Annotated in this window: 21 protein-coding genes; 11 read left to right on the top strand and 10 right to left on the bottom strand. The window is 72.2% G+C overall.

Features of this window, described 5'->3' with window-relative positions; translation table 11 throughout:
• Window positions 1-1,821, bottom strand: a 1,821-nt coding sequence (locus tag E1269_RS30495; RefSeq protein WP_131901765.1) for an NAD(P)/FAD-dependent oxidoreductase, incomplete at its 3' end; no start/stop codon positions are given.
• A 181-nt stretch (window positions 1,822-2,002) separates the two neighbouring features.
• Between E1269_RS30495 and arfB the strand changes: the two genes are divergently transcribed.
• Window positions 2,003-2,428, top strand: coding sequence for an alternative ribosome rescue aminoacyl-tRNA hydrolase ArfB (gene arfB / locus E1269_RS34495; RefSeq protein WP_239001085.1), 426 nt, complete (start codon window positions 2,003-2,005; stop codon window positions 2,426-2,428).
• A 207-nt stretch (window positions 2,429-2,635) separates the two neighbouring features.
• Here the strand turns inward: arfB and E1269_RS30485 are convergent, their stop codons facing one another.
• Together E1269_RS30485 and E1269_RS30480 are read right to left on the bottom strand one after the other, a co-directional pair.
• On the bottom strand, window positions 2,636-3,577 hold the full coding sequence (locus E1269_RS30485; protein WP_131901761.1) for a proteasome assembly chaperone family protein: 942 nt from the start codon (window positions 3,575-3,577) through the stop codon (window positions 2,636-2,638).
• 69 nt (window positions 3,578-3,646) lie between these two features.
• Window positions 3,647-4,156 carry an SAV_6107 family HEPN domain-containing protein gene (locus E1269_RS30480; protein ID WP_203434239.1) on the bottom strand — a complete coding sequence of 170 codons (510 nt, stop codon included), beginning with the start codon at window positions 4,154-4,156 and terminating at the stop codon, window positions 3,647-3,649.
• A gap of 107 nt (window positions 4,157-4,263) precedes the next feature.
• Here E1269_RS30480 and E1269_RS30475 point away from each other — a divergent pair, with 107 nt between their 5' ends.
• On the top strand, window positions 4,264-4,761 hold the full coding sequence (locus tag E1269_RS30475; protein WP_203434238.1) for a YbaK/EbsC family protein: 498 nt from the start codon (window positions 4,264-4,266) through the stop codon (window positions 4,759-4,761).
• A gap of 12 nt (window positions 4,762-4,773) precedes the next feature.
• Entirely contained in the window at window positions 4,774-6,291 is a 1,518-nt protein-coding gene (locus E1269_RS30470; RefSeq protein WP_131901759.1) for a phytoene desaturase family protein, read from the top strand.
• Window positions 6,292-6,356: 65 nt separating this feature from the next.
• On the opposite strand, the gene metF is transcribed toward E1269_RS30470, so the two are convergent.
• A complete protein-coding gene (gene metF, locus E1269_RS30465) occupies window positions 6,357-7,274 on the bottom strand; it encodes a methylenetetrahydrofolate reductase [NAD(P)H] (protein ID WP_131901757.1) in 918 nt (305 codons plus the stop codon).
• Between the two features lie 125 nt (window positions 7,275-7,399).
• Between metF and E1269_RS30460 the strand changes: the two genes are divergently transcribed.
• The 4 genes from E1269_RS30460 (at window position 7,400) to E1269_RS30440 (ending at window position 11,399) form a co-directional block, all read left to right on the top strand.
• Entirely contained in the window at window positions 7,400-8,254 is an 855-nt protein-coding gene (locus E1269_RS30460; protein WP_131901755.1) for a ferric iron reductase, read from the top strand.
• 85 nt (window positions 8,255-8,339) lie between these two features.
• The gene (locus tag E1269_RS30455; RefSeq protein ID WP_162606701.1) at window positions 8,340-9,362 is read left to right on the top strand and encodes a PQQ-binding-like beta-propeller repeat protein; all 1,023 of its coding nucleotides are present in this window, start codon (window positions 8,340-8,342) and stop codon (window positions 9,360-9,362) included.
• A 44-nt stretch (window positions 9,363-9,406) separates the two neighbouring features.
• On the top strand, window positions 9,407-10,156 hold the full coding sequence (locus tag E1269_RS32615; RefSeq protein WP_162606700.1) for a hypothetical protein: 750 nt from the start codon (window positions 9,407-9,409) through the stop codon (window positions 10,154-10,156).
• 127 nt (window positions 10,157-10,283) lie between these two features.
• A complete protein-coding gene (locus tag E1269_RS30440) occupies window positions 10,284-11,399 on the top strand; it encodes a polyprenyl synthetase family protein (protein ID WP_203434237.1) in 1,116 nt (371 codons plus the stop codon).
• Window positions 11,400-11,405: 6 nt separating this feature from the next.
• On the opposite strand, the gene E1269_RS30435 is transcribed toward E1269_RS30440, so the two are convergent.
• The 5 genes from E1269_RS30435 to E1269_RS30415 all read right to left on the bottom strand — a co-directional run bounded on the left by E1269_RS30435 (window position 11,406) and on the right by E1269_RS30415 (window position 15,198).
• Window positions 11,406-11,969 (bottom strand): DivIVA domain-containing protein, encoded by a 564-nt coding sequence (locus E1269_RS30435; protein ID WP_162606699.1) that lies wholly within the window; start codon window positions 11,967-11,969, stop codon window positions 11,406-11,408.
• 2 nt (window positions 11,970-11,971) lie between these two features.
• A complete protein-coding gene (locus E1269_RS30430; protein WP_203434236.1) occupies window positions 11,972-13,276 on the bottom strand; it encodes an alpha/beta fold hydrolase in 1,305 nt (434 codons plus the stop codon).
• Between the two features lie 7 nt (window positions 13,277-13,283).
• Window positions 13,284-14,048, bottom strand: a complete 765-nt coding sequence (fabI, locus tag E1269_RS30425) for an enoyl-ACP reductase FabI (RefSeq protein WP_131901745.1) — start codon at window positions 14,046-14,048, stop codon at window positions 13,284-13,286.
• Complete coding sequence (fabG, locus tag E1269_RS30420) at window positions 14,048-14,752, bottom strand: beta-ketoacyl-ACP reductase (protein ID WP_131901743.1); 705 nt, start codon at window positions 14,750-14,752, stop codon at window positions 14,048-14,050. Before fabG ends, fabI begins: the two co-directional genes overlap by 1 nt.
• Before the next feature lie 236 nt (window positions 14,753-14,988).
• Entirely contained in the window at window positions 14,989-15,198 is a 210-nt protein-coding gene (locus tag E1269_RS30415) for a dodecin (RefSeq protein ID WP_131901741.1), read from the bottom strand.
• 86 nt (window positions 15,199-15,284) lie between these two features.
• Here E1269_RS30415 and E1269_RS30410 point away from each other — a divergent pair, with 86 nt between their 5' ends.
• On the top strand, window positions 15,285-15,620 hold the full coding sequence (locus E1269_RS30410) for a DUF3099 domain-containing protein (protein ID WP_203434235.1): 336 nt from the start codon (window positions 15,285-15,287) through the stop codon (window positions 15,618-15,620).
• Between the two features lie 189 nt (window positions 15,621-15,809).
• On the opposite strand, the gene moaA is transcribed toward E1269_RS30410, so the two are convergent.
• Entirely contained in the window at window positions 15,810-16,799 is a 990-nt protein-coding gene (gene moaA, locus E1269_RS30405; protein ID WP_239001084.1) for a GTP 3',8-cyclase MoaA, read from the bottom strand.
• A gap of 58 nt (window positions 16,800-16,857) precedes the next feature.
• Here moaA and E1269_RS30400 point away from each other — a divergent pair, with 58 nt between their 5' ends.
• The 3 genes from E1269_RS30400 to E1269_RS30390 all read left to right on the top strand — a co-directional run bounded on the left by E1269_RS30400 (window position 16,858) and on the right by E1269_RS30390 (window position 20,830).
• Window positions 16,858-17,676: an SURF1 family cytochrome oxidase biogenesis protein gene (locus E1269_RS30400; RefSeq protein ID WP_162606698.1), complete on the top strand. Its 819-nt coding sequence runs from the start codon at window positions 16,858-16,860 to the stop codon at window positions 17,674-17,676.
• Window positions 17,673-19,460, top strand: a complete 1,788-nt coding sequence (locus E1269_RS30395) for a glycoside hydrolase family 15 protein (protein WP_131901735.1) — start codon at window positions 17,673-17,675, stop codon at window positions 19,458-19,460. The genes E1269_RS30400 and E1269_RS30395 overlap by 4 nt, the downstream gene beginning before the upstream one ends.
• 359 nt (window positions 19,461-19,819) lie before the next feature.
• Entirely contained in the window at window positions 19,820-20,830 is a 1,011-nt protein-coding gene (locus tag E1269_RS30390) for an ABC transporter substrate-binding protein (RefSeq protein WP_131901733.1), read from the top strand.
• Window positions 20,831-20,937: the final 107 nt, after the last annotated feature.

Genomic DNA, 20,937 nt, shown 5'->3' with positions numbered 1-20,937 from the left:
GGGCTGGGCCGGCCCGGCACCTGGCCGCGCGGACGCCGTCGTCGGGCTGTGTCCGGAGAGCACCTCGTGCACCTGCTGGATGACGACCGACCCCTCACCCACCGCCGACGCCACCCGCTTGACCGACCGGCGGCGCACGTCGCCCGCGGCGAAGACGCCGGGCACGCAGGTCTCCAGCATCAGCGGCTGGCGCCGCAGCGGCCAGCGGCTCACCGCGTGGCTCTCCATCACGTCCGGGCCGGTGAACAGGTAGCCCCATTGATCCCGCTCGATGCGCTCGGGCAGCCATTCGGTGTGCGGCAGGGCGCCGATGAGGACGAACAGGCCGCCGGCGCGCTCGCGGCGCATCGCGCCGGTCCCCCGATCGCGCAGTCCGATCCAGACCAGCCGGCCGTCGCCACCGCCGTCGACGACCTCCGTGCGCAGGCACACCCGGATGCCGGCGGCGTCGATTGAGTCGATGAGGTACTGCGACATGCTCTCGGCCAGCGAGGCCCCGCGCACCAGCAGCGTCACCGAGCGCGCGTACCGCGACAAGTACATGGCGGCCTGCCCGGCCGAGTTGCCTCCGCCGACCACGAACACGTCCTCGCCGGTCAGTGCCCGGGCCTCGGAGACGGACGCGCCGTAGAACACACCGGCGCCCTCGAACCTCTCCAGGGCCGGCACACCGATGCGCCGATAGCTCACCCCGGTCGCCAGCACGACCGTCCGTGCCCTCGCGCGTTCGCCGTCGTTGGCGGTGACGATGTGCCACTCACCCTCGGTTTCGATGGACACGAGCTCACGCATCAGAAGGAACGTCGTGCCGAAGACCCACGCCTGCTGGTAGGCGCGCTGGGCGAGGTCGGCACCGGAGATGCCGCGGGCGAAACCCAGGTAGTTGCGGATCAACGAGCTCGAGCCGGCCTGCCCGCCGATCGACTCCCGCTCGATGACAAGCGTGCGCAGCCCTTCCGACGAGGCGTAGACCGCCGCGGCCAGCCCCGCCGGCCCCGCGCCCACGATGATCACGTCGAACTCGGTGTCGTCGCCGAGCTGGGTGCTCACCCCGTACGCGTCGGCGACCTGAGCGTTCGTCGGGTCGACCAGGACCCGGCCGTCGCGAAGCAGCACCACTGGCTGGGCGATCCCGGCAGGCAGTCCGGCCGCCTGCAGCGCCGCCTGACCGGCGGGGGTGTCGCTGGCGTGGAACGTGTGCTGGACCCCGTTGCGAACCAACAGGCTGCGCAGCTCGTGGGCGCGGGCCGACCAGTGCTCACCGACCACCGTCACCTCGCGCGGCGCCATCGAGGCCGCGCGTTCCCATTCGAGGAGGAACTCGGTGACCGTACGGTGGAAGAACTCGTCCGGCGCGCGCCAGGGACGCAGCGCGTAGTAGTCGATCTTGCCGACGGCGATGAGCTGCAGGATCGAGTCGGCGGTGGCGCGGTCGGCCCACGCGCCCCAGTCGACGACCAGCGCCCGCTTCGCCTCCGGATACATCGCCTTGACGTGCCCGAAGAACTCGTCGACGGCCGTGCCGATCGCAGCATCGGCGGTGGTGGCGCCAGCGGCTCTGCCGCCGACGGCGAGGCTGCCGTCCGGGCGCCGACCTGCCGGACCTCGGTCGCACAACACGAGGGCGACCGGGACCTCCTGCTCGCGCAGCGCGTGCAGCCTGGCCAGGCCGTCCGCGCAGGATTGCTCGTCCGCGACGTCGTAGTCGCCGCCGTAGCGCTTGCGCAGATGTTCGCCGATGCGCCGATCGGCCGGATCGTGCTCGATCACCACCAGCACGGGCCGGCCGGGAGGCGCGTCGGTTCGGAACGGATCGGTCATCACGAGACCCCCCTCGCAGCGAGGCAGCCGGCCGCCCATGCTCCGCCGCAGGGCCGATCGCCGCTGGTCACTCGTTACTCGGTGCGAGTGTACGACCCATCGCGCCCGATGTGTCCCTTTTATGACCGCTTCGACGTCCAGCCGTTTCGCCGCGGCGGGAGGCGGGCGACAGAATGGTCTCGTGGCGCCGGTACGCATTCGCGAGACGATCGTCATCCCCGACGACGAGCTCAGCTGGCGCTTCTCCCGCTCCAGTGGGCCGGGCGGCCAGGGCGTCAACACCACGGACTCGCGGGTCGAGCTCTCCTTCGACGTCACCGCGTCGCGGGCACTGAGCCCGGCCGCGCGGGACCGGATCGTCGAGCGGCTCGGCGGGCGAATGGTCGACGGCGTCCTGACCGTCGTCGCGTCGGAGCACCGATCGCAGCTGCGCAACCGGCAGGCCGCGACCGATCGGCTGGCGCGCCTGCTGGAGGAGGCGCTGCGCCCGCCCGCGCCGCGGCGCCGACCCACCAAGCCGTCCCGCGCGTCGACGGCTCGCCGGATCGACCGGAAGAAGCAGCACGGTCAGCTCAAGCGCCTGCGCCGCCGCCCCGACGACTCCTGATCGCCGGGCAGCCATGACACTGGTCTCGCACGCCGCCGTCGTTCCTGGCGCCTGATGTCAGTGGTGTTGTGGGCGTGGGTCATGCTGGACGGCCATTCTGGGCGGTAGGAACGCAACTCACGCCCACGACGTGACGCACACGATGAAGCTCGAGCCCGTCAGCTCGCATCGGCCGCTCAGGCGCACGGATCGGGCGTTTCGAACCGGTCAGTCGTCGGAGGGCTCGCGGTCGTCGCCGTCGTCGGAGGGGTCGTCGTTGTCGAGGTCGGCGAGGAACTGCTCGAGCTCGGCGCCGATCTCGTCGGCGCTGGGGACGGCACGCTGCTGGGCGATGAGGCTGCCGCGGGACTCGCCGCCGGCGAAGGCGTCGTACTGGCTCTCCAGCGCGTGCACGACCCGGGCGACCTGCTCGTTGCCCTCGACCTGCTCACGGACCAGCTCGTCGGCGCGACGGGAGGCGTCGACCAGCTCACCGGCGGGGAGCAGCAGGCCGGTGGCCGCGCTCAGCGCCCGCAAGAGGGTCAGCGTCGACTGGGGGTACTCGGACTCGGCGAGGTAGTGCGGCACCCGCGCCACGAGGCCGATGGCGTCATGGCCGGCCTGACCCAGCCGGTACTCCAGCAGGGATGAGACGTTGCCCGGCACCCGCAGCTCGACGTCGACCAAAGCCGCGTCGTCGAGGAGGCCGGGACGGTTGGCGTGGGTGAGCACGCTGAGCGGTCGCGTGTGCGGAACCGGGTTGGGGATGCCGTGGACGCCGATCGACAGTTTGACGCCCAGGCGCTCGATGAGTTGGGTGACCGCGGAGACGAACGCCTCCCAGCGGACATCCGGCTCCGGGCCGGACAGCAGCAGGAACGGGGACCCGCCGTCGTCGCGGACCAGGCGCAGCGTCAGCTCGGGCGCGTCGTAGTCCTGGAAGGCGCCGTCGGCGAAGCGCATCTCCGGCCGGCGGGCGCGGTAGTCGATGAGGCCGTCCACGTCGAAACGCGCGACCACCTCGGTGTCGAGCGTGGCGAGCAGGTGATCGACAAGCCCGCCGCCGGCCCGGCCGGCGTCGATGAAGCCGTCGAACCAGTACACCAGCACCGGGGACTCCAGTTCGGGCGGCTCGTCGATGAGCTCGTACAGATCGCTGCCGTCAGCCATGGCAGAACTCCCGACATCGAACAGACAGGACACCACGTCTAACGCGTGAACCGCCCCAAGCCTTCCCGATCAGGACGGGGCTCTGACCAACGCGACCACCGGCCCGTCGATGGGCTCCTGGTACGGCAGCCCGAGCAGCACGCACACCAGGCCCATGAACGTGTCGGCCGCACGCAGGAGATCGTCGGCCTCGCGCGGGCTGACGGCACCGGGCAGACCGGCCTGGGCCGCGGCACGTTTGCCGGCGTTGGCGCCGAAGAACGCCGACCACTCCGCCAGCTCCGGGGCCACGCCAGGCAGCAGCTCCCACACGTTGCGCGGACCGTGACCGCGCCTGCCACGTCCCCGTCGGGCGTCGACGGGGCGCGCCCGCGCCGCCAGCACGGCCGCCGCGGCGCGCAACGCCGCGAGATGCGCCGCAGCGAACCTGTCGGTGGCGTGTACCGCGGCCGCCGCCTCGGCCAGGCACGAGCGGGCGTGATCGATCAGGTCGAGTGCCGCGTGACCCATCGGCGGGCGCGACCGCCGCGCCGGCACGCCATGCGCCAGGCTGTTGACCTGCTGGTACTCAACCGTCATTGCCGCCTCCGGGATCATGTTCGAACTTTTGTTCGACTACATCAACGACTGTACACCCGGCCACCGACAACGCGTCAACGGTCGGGCCGGGGGTAGGGTCGTAGGCTGTGACGAGCCCTACTTCCGACCGCGCCTCGGCCCATCCGAACGTCCAGCGCGTGCGCGCCTCGCTGGCGGCCTCGGGGGTCGTCGGCGACGTCGTTGTCCTGCCGGATTCCGCACCGACAGCGGCCGCCGCGGCCCAACAGTTGGGCTGCGAGGTCGGCGCCATCGCCAACTCGCTGATCTTCGACTGCGACGGCACGCCGCTGCTGGTGCTGACCAGCGGCGCCCACCGCGCCGACACGTCGTTGCTGGCCAAGGCCGCTGGCGCGGAGCGGGTCGGCCGCGCCACACCGGAGTTCGTCCGCACTCACACCGGGCAGCCGATCGGCGGCGTCGCACCGGTGGGCCACCCGCGGCCCGTGCGCACGCTCGTCGACACCTGGCTCGCCCGGCACCCTCAGGTCTGGGCGGCCGCCGGCCACCCGCACACCGTCTTCCCGACGACGTTCGACGAGCTCCTGCGCGTCACCGGCGGCACACCCGTCGACGTCGAGGCCTGAGCCGGCACCTCCATGGCGCGCGTCGTCGTCGTGGGGGCCGGCCTGGCCGGGTTGTGCACCGCCCTGGCACTGTCCGACTTCGGGCACGACGTGACCGTCCTCGAGGCGGCCGACCGCCCGGGTGGCCAGCTCAGCGGTGACGACGTCGACCTGGGCGCCCCCGCGTTCACGCTACCCGCGGTCCTGCGCGACCTGTTCCGCAAGACCGGCCGGCCGCTGGAGCGCGAGCTGGGCGTCGCGCCGGTGGAGCCCGCGGTCCGGCTGGTGTTCGCGCAGGGCGGACACGTCGACGTGCCCAACGCGACCCGGGCCGGGGCTATGCGCGCCCTCGACGAAGCGCTTGGTGACGGCGCCGGCGCGCAGTGGGACGCCGTGGTCCAGCACGGCGAGCGCACCTGGCGGCGGCTGCGGCCCGCTGTCGTGGGGCACGACGACGGGGTCCGCGCCGGCTCGCGGCGAACGGGCCCCGGCCGGGACGGGCCGGGGCGAGGCGCGGACGGCTCGCTCCACGACGTCGCCACGGGCCTGCTCCGCGACGATCGGCTGCGGTCGTTCCTCGGCACGTACGCGACCGCGATCGGCGAGCAGCCCTCGACCGCACCGGCCGCGCTGACCGCACTTCCCTATATGGAGCAGACGTTCGGTATGTGGACGGTGGGCGGCGGCATGCGGCGGCTCGCCGAGGTCCTGCACGACAGGGCGGCGCAGCGTGGCACCCGGTTCCGGTTCGGGGCGCGGGTCGCCGAGGTCGTCGACGACGGAGGCAGGGTCTCAGCCGTGCGCCTGGCCGAGGGCAAGCCGTCGCCCGCCGAGGGCAAGCCGTCGCCCGCCGAGGGCAAGCCGATGCCGCCGAGCGGCGAGCTGGTGTCGGCCGACGTCGTCGTATGGGCGGCACCCACGAGCCTGCTGCCCGCTGATCTGCTGGGCGGCCGGCGGCAGCCGCGGCGGCACTGGTGGTCGCGCGACAACCTCGGCCCGCGCGATGCGGCGCACTCGTCCGCAACGGCGGCAGCCTCCGTGCTCACCGTCGTCGTCGCCCGGGACCGAGCCGACGACGAGCGGCCCGCCGAGCTCCCGCTGCGCACCATCGTGTTCCCCGGCGAGGGCGCGGCCGTCACCGTCGTCGCCCAGCCCGGCGGCTGGGTGCTGCATGCTCCGGCGCCACCGCACACCCTGGCCCCGACGGACGAGACCGATGCGATCGACTGGACGGCTCCCGGCCGCGCTGCCGCGTCGGCGGCTGAGCTCCTCGCGACGGTCGGTGCGGCGGGTGTCGACCTCGGCCGCAGCCCGGTCGCGAGCACCGTCCGCACCCCGTACGACCTGGAGCGCGAGCTGAGCACCCCAGGCGGGCGGGTCCACGGCGGCAGCGGCGTCCACGGCGACTCCGTCGCGCTCCTGCGCCGCCCGGCCAACCTCACCCGGCTGCGCGGCCTGTACCTGGCCGGTGCCGGCGCTCATCCGGGTCCGGGGGTGCCGTTGGTGGCCATCTCCGCAGCCATCGTCACAGACCTCGTCGGCCGGCCCTAGCGCCCGCCCTCGCCCCCATGATCATCAACGATCTCGGGTGCCATGACGCCGGAGATCGTTGATGATCATGGGAAGGCGCTGACGCCGAGTTCCTCGTAGATGCGCCGCGTCGCGGTCGATTTGTTCAGCGTGATGAAGTGCAGCCCGGGGGCGCCCTCGGCGAGTAGCCGCTCGCACAACTGCGTCGCCACCTCGATGCCGATGGACCGCACAGCCTCGGGATCGTCCTCGACGGCGAGCAGGCGCTCGGCCAGCGGGGCCGGGAAGTCCGCGCCGGACAGCACCGAGAATCGCTGGATCTGCTTGACGTTCGTCACCGGCATGATGCCCGGGATGATCGGCGCCTCTCCTCCGGCCGCCGCGACTCGGTCGCGTAGCCGCAGGTAGTCGTCGGCGTGGAAAAACATCTGGGTGATGGCGTAGTCGGCGCCGGACTGGAACTTGCGGACCAGGAACCGCACGTCGGTGTCCAGGTCGGGCGAGCGGGGGTGCTTCTCCGGGAACGCCGCGACGCCGACGCAGAAGTCGCCGTGGGCCCGGATCAGCTGGACCAGCTGCTCGGAGTACTCCAGCCCCTCCGGGTGCGCGACCCATTCGCCGCGCGGGTCACCGGGCGGGTCGCCGCGCACGGCGAGGAAGTTGCGGACGCCGGCGTCGGCGTACTGGCCGAGGACGTTGCGCAGCTCGGCCACCGAGTGGTTGACCGCCGCCAGGTGCCCGACGACGGTGAGGGTGGTGTCGCGCGCGATGCCCTCGGTGACGCGGACGGTGCTGTCGCGCGTGGTGCCGCCGGCGCCGTACGTCACCGACACGAACGTGGGCCGCAACCGCTCCAGCTCACGCATGGTCTGCCAGAACGACACCTCGGCCTGCTCGGTCTTCGGGGCGAAGAACTCGAAGGAGAACGACCGCTCCCCCGACGCCAACAGGTCCCGGATGGTGCGCGCACCGCCGGGCATCGTCGAAGGAAGACCGAGAGCCATCCGGCCAGCGTACCGACGAGTCCGCTTTATGGACACATCCGTCTCAGCTCGTGAAGGTTGGCGTACGCCGGCGGGTGCATTAGGTTAGTCATACCTAACGGCGAATCACTCGACCCTGGACCTCGATGCCCGGCGTACTCACCGAGACGGCCCTGCTCAGCGCCGCCGCGCTGCGGTTGGAGCGCGTGCACGACACCTTCGGCTTCGCCACCACCGTCGACGACGCCGCCACGGTCGACCGTCCCGGCCCCACCGGCTCCACGACCCACGGCGGCTGGACCCGGCTCACCGACGCGATCACCGAACCGCGCACCGTCCAGGGCTGGCTCGGCCGCATCGCCCGGGCCACCGGCGGACACCGCAACGTCGCCGCGTCCTATCTGGTGCTGCGGCTCACCGGCTGCGTCGCCACCCCGCTGATCGCCGCCTACCTGCTCGAGGAGCGCGGCCTGCCGCTTGACCCGCCGACGACGTACGTCCACGCCGAGCACGACCAGTTCGACGTGCTCGCGCTCACCGGTGGCCGGATCGACGACGACGTCGACGCGGGCGCCGTCGCGCTCCGGCTGCACCGCGTCCTCGCGCCGGTCATCGACACCGTCGCCGCCAACGCGCCCTACGGCGTGCGGACCATGTGGAGCTCCGTCGCCGACCGGCTCGGCGGCCCGACCGTGCTCGCGGCCAGCCTCGGCGGGCTCGACCCGTCGACGGCGTGGCGGCGCACCCAGGACGTCGTCGACCGCCTCACCGACCTGGGCGCACCGATCCGCCGCCGGCCGCGACTCGTCGAGGTGCCCTGGTCCGGCGGGCTCGCCGTCACCTCCGTCAAGGGCACCTGCTGCCTCAAGTACGTCGAACACGACTTGCGTCCACGCGACGCCGCGCACTCCCCGGCAGCGTTCTGTGGCGGCTGTCCGTACGTCGACGACGGGGTTCGTGTCGCCAAGCGCCGCGCCGCGCTCGAGCGCCGTCCGTCCTGACGCGGCAGCATGGATGACCAGCCGCGGCACGGCGGCGACCCGCTGGCATACTGCCCCGTCATGTGGAGTCAACCAAGGTGTCACGGTGTCGCGTCCGCCCACGTCGTCGTCTGATCGAGAGCCCGGGCAGGCCACCGACGCGCAACTCACCGCGACCGGGCCACGGCGGCCCGCCTTGCTGGCGGCGGTTGGAACCGGCCTGGTCGCCGCGGGTCTGGCCCTGTCCGTGGCGGGGTGGCTCGAGCCCGTCGAGCCCGGCCGCGACGAGTTCCCGTGGCCGGCCGTGGCCGGTGCGGCGGTCGTGGTGCTCGCCCTCGTGGTCGCGCTCGTGCTGTCAGTGCCGATGCGGCGGGCGCCGGAGCACGACGTCCGGCTGCTCGCCCGGCTGTGTCGACGCTGGTCGATCGTGGCTGCCGTCATCGCCGCCTGCTGCGCCGCCTACGCGTGGTGGCAGGTCCTCACCGAGCTGGACGGCGGGCTGGTGGCGCCGGCGCTGCCGCTCTATGCGGCCGGGGTCACCCTGCTGACCGTCGGCTGCGCACTGTTCGCCGTGAACGGACCGGGCGCCGTCGCCGCCCGGCCCATCGCAGCCTGGTCCCTCGCCCTGCTCACGGCCCTCGCCGCCGGAGCAGCTGGTGTCGCTGCGGCCGTCGTCGTCCAGCGCGCGCCGATCGACGCGACGACCGCCGCGCCCGCCGAGCCGGTGGCTCCGGTCGGCGCACCGGAGCAGGTCGCCTGGCAGTGGGACACCCCGAACGGCGAGCAGCTGTCGTGGGAGACGGTCGTGTCCACCGCGAACGGCGTCGCGATCCTGGTGGACGACGGCGTCGTCGCGCTCGACGCCGAGACCGGTGAGGAGCTGTGGCACTACCGGGTGTCCGGCGCCGAGGCGAGGGACATCAGCGCCAGCCCGTCCGGCGCCTGGGTCATGGCGACCTTCGCGTCCGGCAACGACAGCGAGGGCGGTCAGCGGCTCGTCGCGTTCCACGGCGACAGCGGCGAGCTCGGCTTCGACGACGTCGGCGGCCTCGGCGCGTCGTACCGGAGCTACAACCTCGACCTCACCGATCACGTCCCCTCGGCGGCGCGCCGGACGACGGCAGGCTGAGCGGCTTCTCGCTGGAGGACGGCGACCGGCTCTGGGACTGGCAGGTGCCGGACACCTGCGGCTGGCGGCCCGAGACCGGTTCGGGCTACGTCGCCGCCGGCTCCACGGTCGTCGTCACGCTGCTCTGCGGGGACGAGGAGGGCATGAACGGTGCGATCGAGGAGGTCGTGTTCATCGGGCTCGACTCTCGCGACGGCGAGGAGGCCTGGCGACACGCCCTCCCGTACCCGGATCCGCCCGCCGGCACCACCGAGGACACGCCGGGCAAGAGCTCCATCCTCGCCGAGGTGCAGGTCTCGGCGGACGCTGCCGTGGCCGAGCTCTGGTGGGGCAGCCTGACGACCAGCGCACACGGCGGCATGGTCGTCGACACGGCGACGGGTGACGAAGTGCTGCCCGCGGCCGCCCGGGGCAAGGCCGATCGCGTCGACGCCGCCGGGCTCCTCACCTACGCCGACGGGCGCTTCACGCTCACCCCGTCCGACGGCGCAGCCATGCTGGAGCTGCCCAATGGCTGCGCCACGCCGACCTGGTCCAGCGGCCGGTACGGGTCGTGGGTGGGCGGCGCCGAGGCGATCGTCCAGCTGTGCCTGCCCGACGATCACGCGCTCGGCGACCCGGTCACCGTCGCCGTCCTCCCCTGGGACCAGGCGCGCCCACCGTACGAGCTCCAGGCCGACCTCGGGCCACCCAAGGACGACCCCGACTACGAACCGCCGTTCCTCATCGCGAAGCTGCGCGCCGCCGTCCTGGCGATCGCCGAAGGCGGCACCCGGCTCACCGCGCTGGGCTGACACGCCTGAGCAGACCACCGACCGACTCCACGGTCTGGGGCAGCTCGACCTACCGGGGAGCGCACCTGACTCAGCGACATCGAGGCCGCCCTGGGCCGGTGACCGGCGGGCCGCCTAGCCTTGGCAGGTGGACTCCACCGTTTCCCTGGCGACCCCGGACGACCCCGTCGGCCTCCTGCGGGCGCTCATCCAGCAGCGACTGGACGGTTTCGTCGACGAGCAGCGGCGCATGCTCGCGTCGGCCAGCCCGCGGACCGCGCCGCTGGCCGACGCGGCGGCGGCCTTCCTGTCCGGCGGCAAGCACCTGCGTCCCACGTTCTGCTACTGGGGCTGGCGGGCCGCCGGCGGCGATCCCGCGGAGCGGGCGCTGGTCGACGTCGGCGCCGCGCTGGAGCTGTTCCAGGCATCGGCGCTGGTCCACGACGACCTCATCGACGGCTCGGACACCCGCCGCGGCCGGCCGGCCGTCCACCGTCGGTTCGCCGCGCTGCACCGCTCGGCCCGCTGGCACGGCGACGCCGACGCGTTCGGCTCCGCGGCGGCCATCCTCCTCGGCGACCTGATGCTGACGTGGAGCGCGGAGGTGTTCGAGTCCGCTGCCTCGGACGGCGACGGCGTCGACGCCGCCCGGGTCCGGCGGGCGCGGGCCGTGTTCGACCGGATGCGCACCGAGGTCGGCGGCGGGCAGTATCTCGACGTCGTGGAGCAGGTCAGCGGCGCGATGACGCCGGAGGGGCAGGCCGAGCGGGCCCGCACCGTCATCCGGTACAAGTCCGCGCGGTACTCCGTCGAGCACCCGCTGGTCATGGGCGGCTCGCTGGCCGGCGCGCCCGAGCCGCTGCTGGCGTCGTACCGCCGGTTCGGGTCGGCCCTCGGCGAGGCGTTCCAACTGCGCGACGACATCCTCGGCGTATTCGGCGACCCCGACCTGACCGGCAAGCCCACCGGCGACGACCTGCGCGAGGGCAAACGCACCCTGCTGGTGGCCTACGCGCTGGAACGGGCCTCGACCGCGCAGGCCGAGCTGGTCGCGACGCGGCTCGGCGACCCCACACTCGACCTCGACGGTGTCCAGGCGCTGCGGGCGATCCTGGTCGACACCGGCGCGCTGGCCCGGGTCGAGACGCTGCTGGCCGAGCTGGTGTCCGATGCTCGGGCGGCCCTCGACGCCGCCGACGTCACCGACGACGGGCGCAAGGCGCTCTCCCACCTCGTCGACCTGGCGACCGAACGCACCGCCTAGTCCCGGTCAGCTCCGGGTGTGCGCCGCGACGGCGGACATCCAGGTGTCCACCTCGTCCTCGCGGTAGCCGCCGCGCCGCACGTCGAAACGGGCGGAGCCCACCTCGGCGCGGGTCAGCGTCGTGGTCAGGGTGGATCGCACATGTTCGACGAAGGCGTCGACCTGGGCGAGGTCGTATCCTCTCGCGAACCGGCCGCGGGGGAACCGCCGCCCCTGCTCGCGGCCGGCGATTTCGAGCAGGGCGTGCCGCTCGGCGACGGCGTCGGCCCACGACGTCATCGAGCCGTCGTCGTCAGGAGCGGAGTCGGCGGCGGCGCCCCTACCGGTCGCGGGCGCGTTGGGCGCTGCGGTCGAGAGCTGGGCGGCCGCCGTATCGAGGTAGTCGTCGACCTGGCGCAGGTCGTAGCCGCGCATGGTCACTCGGAACTGCGAGGACCGCACCTCGTCGGCGGTGACGGCGTCCGCTCCGGCCGTGCCCGCCAGCGTCCGTTCGATGCGCCCGTGCAGCGCCTCGACTTCGGCGCGGTCGTAGCCGCGCATCGCGATCGTGAAGCCCAGGGTCTCGTTCATGCTCATTCCTCGCCGCGGTTCATCCGGATCAGCCGGTCGACGACGGCGTCGGTCTGGCGCAGGCCGTCGTGCTCGTGCTCGTTGGTCTCCCAAGCCCGAAGGCCGCGCACCAGGGCCGCCGTCTGCCGCGACAGCCCCGCGTCGACGTACATGTCGCCGGTGTACAGCGCGGCGGCCACCGGGACGTCGTTGGCGGCGAGCTGGTCCAGGTCGTAGAGCGGCCCCCACTCGCACTGCGCCAGCAGCTCGGCGACGTCGCGCAGCGGCCGCAGCGACGGGTCGACGTCGAACATCCACGGGTAGATCATCTCGCCGGTGAGCAACAGCGGCGAGGCGTCGGGCGCGAACCGCGGCAGCGACTCCAGCACCCGCTGCGCCGACCAGCGGGTCGGTGCTCGCTGCCCGTAACATGCCTCGTGCAGGACGGCGTACAGCGGGCCGGACGCGAAGGAGAGGCGCTGCCAGGCCCCGGCCAGGAACGTGTCGGACAGCCGCCGCCCGCCGACGCCGTCGACGAACGCCTCCTCGAGCAGGTACGCCAGGCCCGCGACGGAAGACCTCGCGCCCAGCGCCTGGCCGAGCGCCTGCAGCCGCGGCACGGTGAGCGGCGACCCGTCCGGCAGCCGCTCCTCGTGCTCACGCAGGTGCGCCGCGACCTCCGCCAGCCGTTCCCGCGCCCAGGGGAAGGCCGCGTGGAAGGCGGCGTTCTTCGCCTCGACCGTCGCATACGTGGCGCGGTAGACGTCGTCGGCACCGACGGCGACCGGTGCCAGCCCGCCGGTGAGCATCACCGACTCCAGCCCAGTCGGCGCGAACGACAGGTACGTCAGCGAACAGAAACCGCCGTACGACTGCCCGAGCACGTGCCAGCGGCCCTCGCCGAGCAACGACCGGCGCACCAGCTCCGCGTCGGCGACGATCGCCTCAGCCCGGAAGTGCACGAGGTAGTCGGCCTGGGCACGCGCGTCGCCGCGCCGGGCGAGCGTCGTCGCCGTTGCCGGAGTGGACCGGCCCGTGCCGCGCTGGTCGAGCAGGAGCACCCGGAAGTCACGCACCGCGCGGCCGACCCAGCCCGACGCGCCCTCCGGCCGCGTCGCCTTACCGCCCGGGCCGCCCTGCAGGAACAGCAGCCACGGCAGGTCGCCGGCGCTGCCGTTCGAGGCCCGGTCGGTCGCGACGACCTCGCGCGCGTAGAGCCGGATGGTCTCGCCGTCGGGCGCGGCGTGGTCCAGCGGAGCGTCGAACCAGTGGTCGCGGAAGCTCAGCCCGCCCAACCGGATGTTGCCGTCCCGGTCGGCGGGTATCACGCCGGCATCACGCTCCCACGGCGTGCACGCCGCCGTCGACGTGGATGACCTCGCCCGTGGTCTTGGGGAACCAGTCCGACAGCAGGGCGACGACGCCGCGCGCGGCGGGCTCCGGGTCACCGAGGTCCCAGCCGAGCGGTGCGCGCTGGTCCCAGACGCCCTCGAAGTCGGAGAACCCCGGGATGGAGCGGGCCGCCATCGTCTTGACCGGCCCGGCGGAGATGAGGTTGACCCGGATGTTCTTTTCGCCCAGGTACTTGGCGAGGTAGCGAGCTGTGGCCTCCAGTCCGGCCTTCGCCACGCCCATCCAGTCGTAGCCGGGCCACGCGACCTGGGCGTCGAAGTCCAGCCCGACGACGGAGCCGCCGTCCTTCATCAGCGGGAGCGTCGCCATGGTGAGGGACTTCAGCGAGAACGCGTTGACGTGGATCGCCGTCGACACGTCCTCGAACGGGGTCTCCAGGAACGCGCCGCCCAGCGCCGTCTGCGGTGCGAAACCGATCGAGTGCACCACACCGTCCAGCCCGTCGACGTGCTCGCCGACCCGCTCGGCCAGGGAGTCCAGCTGCTCGGTGCTCTGCACGTCGAGCTCGATGACCGGCGGCGGCTCCGGCAGCCGCTTCGCGATGCGCTCCACCAGGCTCAGCCGGCCGAACCCGGTGAGCACGACCGTCGCACCCTCCAGTTGCGCCAGCCTGGCCACGTGGAAGGCGAACGACGACTCCGTCAGCACGCCGGTGACCAGCACGCGCTTGCCCTCGAGAATGCCCATCAGTGTCCCATCCCCAATCCGCCGTCCACCGGAATGACGGCACCGGTCACATACGCGGCCTCGTCGCTGGCCACCCAGCGGACCACCCGCGCGACCTCGTCGGCGCTGGCGTAGCGGCCCAGTGGGATACCGTCGAGGATCTCCGTGCGCCGCTCGTCGCTCAGCTCCGCCGTCATGTCCGACTCGACGAAACCCGGCGCGACGACGTTGGCGGTGATGTTGCGGCTGCCCAGCTCGCGGGCCATCGACCGGGCCAGCCCGACGAGGCCGGCCTTGCTCGCCGCGTAGTTCGTCTGACCCGGCGACCCGAGCAGCCCGACCACGCTGGACACGAACACAACCCGGCCGTGCCGGGCCCGCAGCATTCCCTTCGCCGCCCGCTTGGCGACCCGGAACGCGCCGGTCAGGTTGGTGTCGAGCACGTCGGTGAAGTCGGACTCACTCATGCGCAGCAGCAGCGTGTCGCGGGTGATTCCGGCGTTGGCGACCAGCACCTCGACCGGACCCTGTGCGGCCTCGACCTCGCTGAACGCGGCGTCGACGGACTCCATGTCGGTGACGTCGCAGCGCACGCCGGCCAGCCCTTCCGGCGGCTCGCCGCTGCGGTGGGTGATGGTCACGTTGTCGCCGGCCTCGGCGAACGCGCGGGCGATGGCCAACCCGATGCCGCGGTTCCCACCGGTCACCAGAACGGACCGACTCACGTTCAGCTCTCCTCTCACCGACGACGCGAACCCGCGCCGACGCTACCGGATGCCGGCGTGCGGGCTGCGCCGCGACCCCGCGAGCTACCTCCTCTCAAATAATCACGTTCAGCAGGATTTCCCGCGCGTCACGAGGCTTGTGAGCATGGCGCGACACGAGATTTCGTGCTGAACGTGATCATTTCGGGCGGGTGTGTGGCAGGCTGGCGCGGGCGGGACGGGTGACGGGGTGAGGGTCAGGCGTCCTCGAGGCGGAAGCCGACCTTCATGCCCACCTGGAAGTGCTCCACCCGGCCGTCGACGATCTGGCCGCGGATCTCGGTGACCTCGAACCAGTCGAGGTGTCGCAGTGTCTGGGCGGCCCGGTCGATGCCATTGCGCACGGCGGCGTCGACACCCTCGGTGGAGGTGCCCACGATCTCGGTGACCCGGTAGGTGCGGTTCATCGTATTCCTCCTCGTCGATGGTCCGGTGGGCTGCGACGGCGGCCCCCGGACGCCACTGCGAGGTGATTCTGACCTACCGTGAGAGTGTGAGCGAGACAGGGCGGCACTTCGGGCGTCGCCGGAGCGATCCGGTGCCGATGGTCACCACGGCCGCGGCCGGGCGCAGCAACGACGTCGCCAGCCGGCAGCGTCGCTACCTCATCATGATGGGCATCCGCATCGCGTGCCTGCCGCTCGCGGTGGTCACGCAGGGCTGGTTGCGCTGGGTGTTCATCCTCGGCGCGGTGGTGCTGCCGTACGTCGCCGTGGTCATCGCCAACGCGACCCACCAGCCACGGGGCAGCACGCTCGCGCCGGTGCTTCCGCCGCCCCGGCCGCAGCTTCCACCGGCCCCGCCGAGCAAAGATCGACTGGAACATTGACAGGGCCTTCCGAAGAGGTCGACTCACGTGCAATACTCCCCACGCGCACGTTCCGTATTCCCCCGTCGGTGCGTTGCGTACCGGCGACGTCGGGCGGCTTCCCCCGTGGCTGCCCGGCGTCGTCTTCATCTCCCGGGCCGGCTTCGATCTCCGGCCGAATACGCTGATAGCGAAAATTCGCGCCGAACGTCAGCCGCCGATCGCCGACATCGGCCGCGCCGGCTGCAGGAACCCCGGGTCGTCGATGCCATGACCAGCGGCCTTGCCCGCCATGGCGGTCTGCCAGCGACGCGCCAGCTCCTCGTCGTCGGCGCCGGCGCGCATCGGCCCGCGCAGGTCTGACTCGTCGCGGGCGAACAGGCAGTTGCGCACCTCGCCCTCGGCGGTGAGTCGGGTGCGGTCGCACGCGCCGCAGAAGGGCCGAGTGACCGACGCGATGACGCCGACGCGCTCGGGCCCGCCGTTGACCAGCCAGGTTTCGGCGGGTGCGCTGCCGCGGGCCTCGTCGGGCAGCGGCGTCAGCGAGAACACCGAGAGCAGCGAGGCGAGGATCTCGTCGGCGGTGACCATAGTGCTTCGGTCCCAGCCGTGCTGAGCGTCCAGGGGCATCTGCTCGATGAACCGCAGCTCGTAGCCGTGCTCGAGGGCCCAGGCCAGCAGCTCCGGTGCCTCGTCGTCGTTGATGCCGCGCATCAGCACCGCGTTGATCTTGACCGGCTCGAGCCCGGCGGCCCGCGCGGCGGCCAGGCCGGCCAGGACGTCGTCGAGGCGGCGCCGGTGGGTCAGCGCCTCGAACCGGTCGGCACGGATGGTGTCGAGTGAGCCGTTGACGCGGTCGAGTCCGGCCTCCGCGAGCGCACCCGCGACTCGGACCAGCCCGACGGCGTTGGTGGTCAACGACAGCTCCGGGCGCGGGGTCAGCCGGGCGCAGGCGGCGACGATGTCGACCAGGCCGCGACGCAGCAGCGGCTCCCCGCCGGTGAAGCGCACCTCGGTCACGCCCAGCCGCTGGACCGCGATGCGCACCAGCCGCACCACTTCGTCGTCGGTGAGGATGTCCTGGCGCGGCAACCAGGCCAGGCCTTCCTCGGGCATGCAGTAGGTGCAGCGCAGGTTGCACCGATCGGTCAGCGATACACGCAGGTCGGTGGCCACACGGCCGTATCGGTCTACCAGCACCATCCCAGCGTAAGCCCTGCGCGCCGGGCCGAGCCCACCCTCGGCTACCGTCATTGAGGTGTACAGGTTCCTGGCCACGAGACGCTGGCTGGTCCGGACTCTCGCGGGAGTCCTGCTGGTGCTCGTCTGCGTGCGGCTCGGGATCTGGCAGCTCGACCGCAACGAGCAGCGGCAGGACCGCAACGCCGTCATCGAGGCCAACGTCGGCGGCGAGCCGGTGCCGGTCGCCGAGGTCGCCCCGCCGGGCGAGCCGCTCGACGACGACGACCGCTGGCGCTCGGTCGTGGTCACCGGGGAGTACGACACCGGCAACGAGCTCCTGCTGCGGCTCCGCCCGGTCGACGGCGAGCGCGGGGTGCACGCGCTCACCCCGTTGGTCACCGACGACGGCGTCGCGCTGCTGGTCGACCGCGGTTTCGTCGCCGCCGACGGTCGCGACGACGACGAGATCGACCTCCCGCCGCCGCCGTCTGGGGAGGTCACGGTCACCGCGCGGGTCCGCTCCAGCGAGAGTGGTCACGACGTCGACCCGTCCTCGGGCGCGGTGCGGTACGTCGACGTCGAGGGCATCGCCGCGGCCCTGCCCTACCCGCTGTACGGGGCGTGGGGCGAGCTGATCGAGCAGGAGCCACCGGCCGACACGGAGCTGCAGCTCCTGTCCCCGCCGGAGACGGAGGCCGGCCCGCATCTGTCCTACGCGATCCAGTGGTTCATCTTCGCCGTGGTGGGCGTGGGCGGCTTCGTCTTGCTGGTGCGGGCCGAGGCCCGCGGCCGCGACGCGGACGACCCGGCGCCCGCCGATCGTGACGATTCCCACGCAACGTCTCCCGGCGAGTCCCTGCGCGAACCGGACCCCTCGGATAGACAGGTGTCATGACGGGCCTGATCGAGGACCACGGCATCATCGGCGACCTCCACACCGCCGGGCTGGTCGACCGCGACGGCACCATCGATTGGCTGTGTCTGCCCCGGTTCGACTCCGCCGCCTGCTTCGCCTCCCTGCTGGGCACCGCGCGCAACGGGTTCTGGCGCATCGCGCCGGCCGGCGGGGGCGCGGCGGACCGGCGCGGGTATCGCGGCGACACGCTGATCCTCGAGCACGTCTGGGACACTCCGACCGGCAGCGTCAAGGTCATCGACCTGATGCCGCCCAGCACCGGCCAGCACGACGTCGTGCGCATCATCGAAGGGCTGACCGGCAGGGTCGCCATGCACAGCGAGCTGCGCCTGCGGTTCGACTACGGCCGGTCGGTGCCGTGGATGCACCGCACCGACGGCATGATCGTCGGCGTGGCCGGGCCGGACTCCGTCGCCCTGCACTGCGAGGTCCCGACCTACGGCCGCGCGCTCACGACACACTCGGACTTCACCGTCGAGGCCGGCCAGCAGGTCAGCTTCGTGCTGGCCTGGGGGCCGTCGCACCGCCCGCCGGCCGAGCCGGCCGACCCGCGGCGAGCGCTGGACGAGACCGAGGCGTTCTGGACCGACTGGGCCGGCAAGTGCACGTACGACGGCCCCTACCGCGAGGCCGTGCTGCGTTCGCTGCTCACGCTCAAGGCGCTGACGTACGAGCCCACCGGCGGCATCGTCGCCGCGCCGACGACGTCGCTGCCGGAGGGCATCGGCGGCGTGCGCAACTGGGACTACCGGTACTGCTGGCTACGTGACTCCGCGTTCACCCTGGACGCGCTGATTCGCAGCGGCTACGACGACGAGGCCCGCCACTGGCGCGACTGGCTGATCCGGGCCATCGGCGGCAACCCGGGCGACCTGCAGATCATGTACGGCCTCGGCGGCGAGCGGCGGTTGGCCGAGTACGAGATCGACTGGCTCTCCGGTTACGAGAAGTCACAACCGGTGCGCGTCGGCAACGCCGCGGCCGAGCAGTTGCAGATCGACGTCTACGGCGAGGTCATCGACACCCTCGCCCGGGCACGCCAGCACGGGCTGCCGCCGGAACGGCACGTCTGGGCACTGCAGGAGAAGCTCATGGAGCACCTGGAGGGCGCCTGGACCGGGCCCGACGAGGGCCTGTGGGAGATCCGCGGCCCGCGCCGGCACTTCGTGCACTCCAAGGTCATGTCGTGGGTGGCGGCCGACCGCACCGCCCGCGAGATCGAGACGTACGGTCTGCCCGGACATCGCGACCGGTGGCGGGCCCTGCGCGCCACGATCATGAGCGATGTCCTCAAGAACGGCTACGACCCGCAGCGCAACACGTTCACCCAGTCCTACGGCCACCCGGCGCTGGATGCCGCGCTGCTGCAGATCCCGATCGTCGGCTTCCTGCCGCCGGACGACCCCCGGGTCGTCGGCACCGTCGATGCCATCGTCGACGAGCTCAGCCTCGACTCCGGTCTGGTGCTGCGCTACCGCACCGAGCACAGCGTCGACGGGCTCCCCGGCGACGAGGGTGCCTTCCTCGCCTGCGCGTTCTGGCTGGTCGAAGCGTTGCATCTGACGGGGCGGACCGAGCGCGCCCGCGACCTGTTCGAGCACCTGCTGAGCCTGCGCAACGACCTCGGCCTGCTGGCTGAGGAGTACGACCCCCGAATCGGCCGCATGGTCGGCAACTTCCCGCAGGCGCTCAGCCACATCCCGCTGGTGACGGCCGCCTATCTGCTGGCCGACGTGCCCGGCCCAGCGACCGGCCACGCCTGAGCCACGTTCCCGTGATCATCAACGGTTGGCGACACCATGACGTCGCCAATCGTTGATGATCATGGGAAGCGGGCCGGTGACATGGCACTATCCGGCTACCGAATAGCGGCTATCCCGAATTCGGCCTTTTCTCGCATATTTCGCGAACGTTAATGTCCTTGGCAAACATCGGATCACCGATCCGCCGCCGGCGGTCTTTGCACCGCTGACGTGCCCGTTCGCGCTCGTGGGAAGGCTGGAAATCTATGCTCCCGCGCAAGAAAGCGGTCATTCGAACCACCCTCGCCGTGCTCGTCTGCACCGGCCTGGTCGCCTGTGGCGACTCCGACGATCCCCCGGCCACGGCCGAGGATCCGGCCATGGAGACGGTGTCTGCCGGCATGGTTGGCGCGATCGACCAGATCGGGCTGCCGGCCGCGTTGGACCAGGGCTACTTCGAGGCCGCCGGTGTCGTCGTGGAGGTGGCCGAGCCGTTCGCGACCGGCGTCGACCAGCTGAACGCACTCGAGACCGACCAGATCCAGATCGCGCAAGTGGGCACGCCGCTGATCGGCGCCGTTCTGTCCGGCGCGGACTACGTGATCCTGGGCAACTACACCGGCAGCGCCTCGCAGCTCGGCATCGACGAGACGATGGGCGTCGTCGCCCGCGACGGGTCCGGGATCGTCGAAGGCGACCTGGCGTCGCTGGCCGGCAAGAACATCGGCGTGGCGGTCGGCTCCATCAATCACCTCTACCTGCTGTCGGTGCTGGAAGCACACGGCATGGTGCCCGAGGACGTCGAGATCATCAACACCGCGCCGCCGGACATGGGCGTGGCGCTGCAGACCGGCGGCATCGACGCGGCGATCGTCTGGGACCCGTGGCCGATGATCATCGAGGACCAGGTGGAGGGCTCCTACGAGGTCGCTCGCGGCGGCGGCTACATCGGCTTCGTCGGCTACATCGTGGCCAAGCGCGAGTGGGCCGAGGCCAACCAAGACGTCGTCGAGGCCTTCCTCACCGCGCGCGCCGCGGCCGACCAGTGGATGCGGGAGAACCCCGACGACGCCGCCGAGGTCGCGGCCCGCTGGCTGTCGAACCTCGATCCCGAGATCGCCCGCGAGGCGATGCGGTTCAACGTCGCCCAGCTCGATCCCCGCATCTCCGCGTGCAACTACGCGGCGCTGGATGCCGCCGTGACGACGCTGCACGACCTGGGCTCGATCGACGGCACGTTCGACGTCAGCACCGTCTTCGCGCCCGGGCCGATCAACGCCGTCGTGGCCGAGAAGCCCGACCTGTTCGACGACCTGCCGCCCATCCCAGCCGGGGCGGAGGTGTCCGACGGCTTCGCCTTCGACCCGGCGGCCGGACTCTGCACCGGCTGAGGCCCTAGCTCAGTCGCAGCCCGCTCACTCATCACCACCCCCGAACGACGTGACGACGCACTCATTCGCCTCCCCCCACCGAAGGAGCCAGCGTGTCCGCAGATCAC

Origin of the sequence: Jiangella asiatica (assembly GCF_004349065.1) — a bacterium.
In the GTDB taxonomy this organism is placed as follows: Bacteria; Actinomycetota; Actinomycetes; order Jiangellales; family Jiangellaceae; genus Jiangella; species Jiangella asiatica.
Note: the sequence above shows the minus strand (reverse complement) of the source record. Positions and strands in the feature narration are given on the sequence as shown.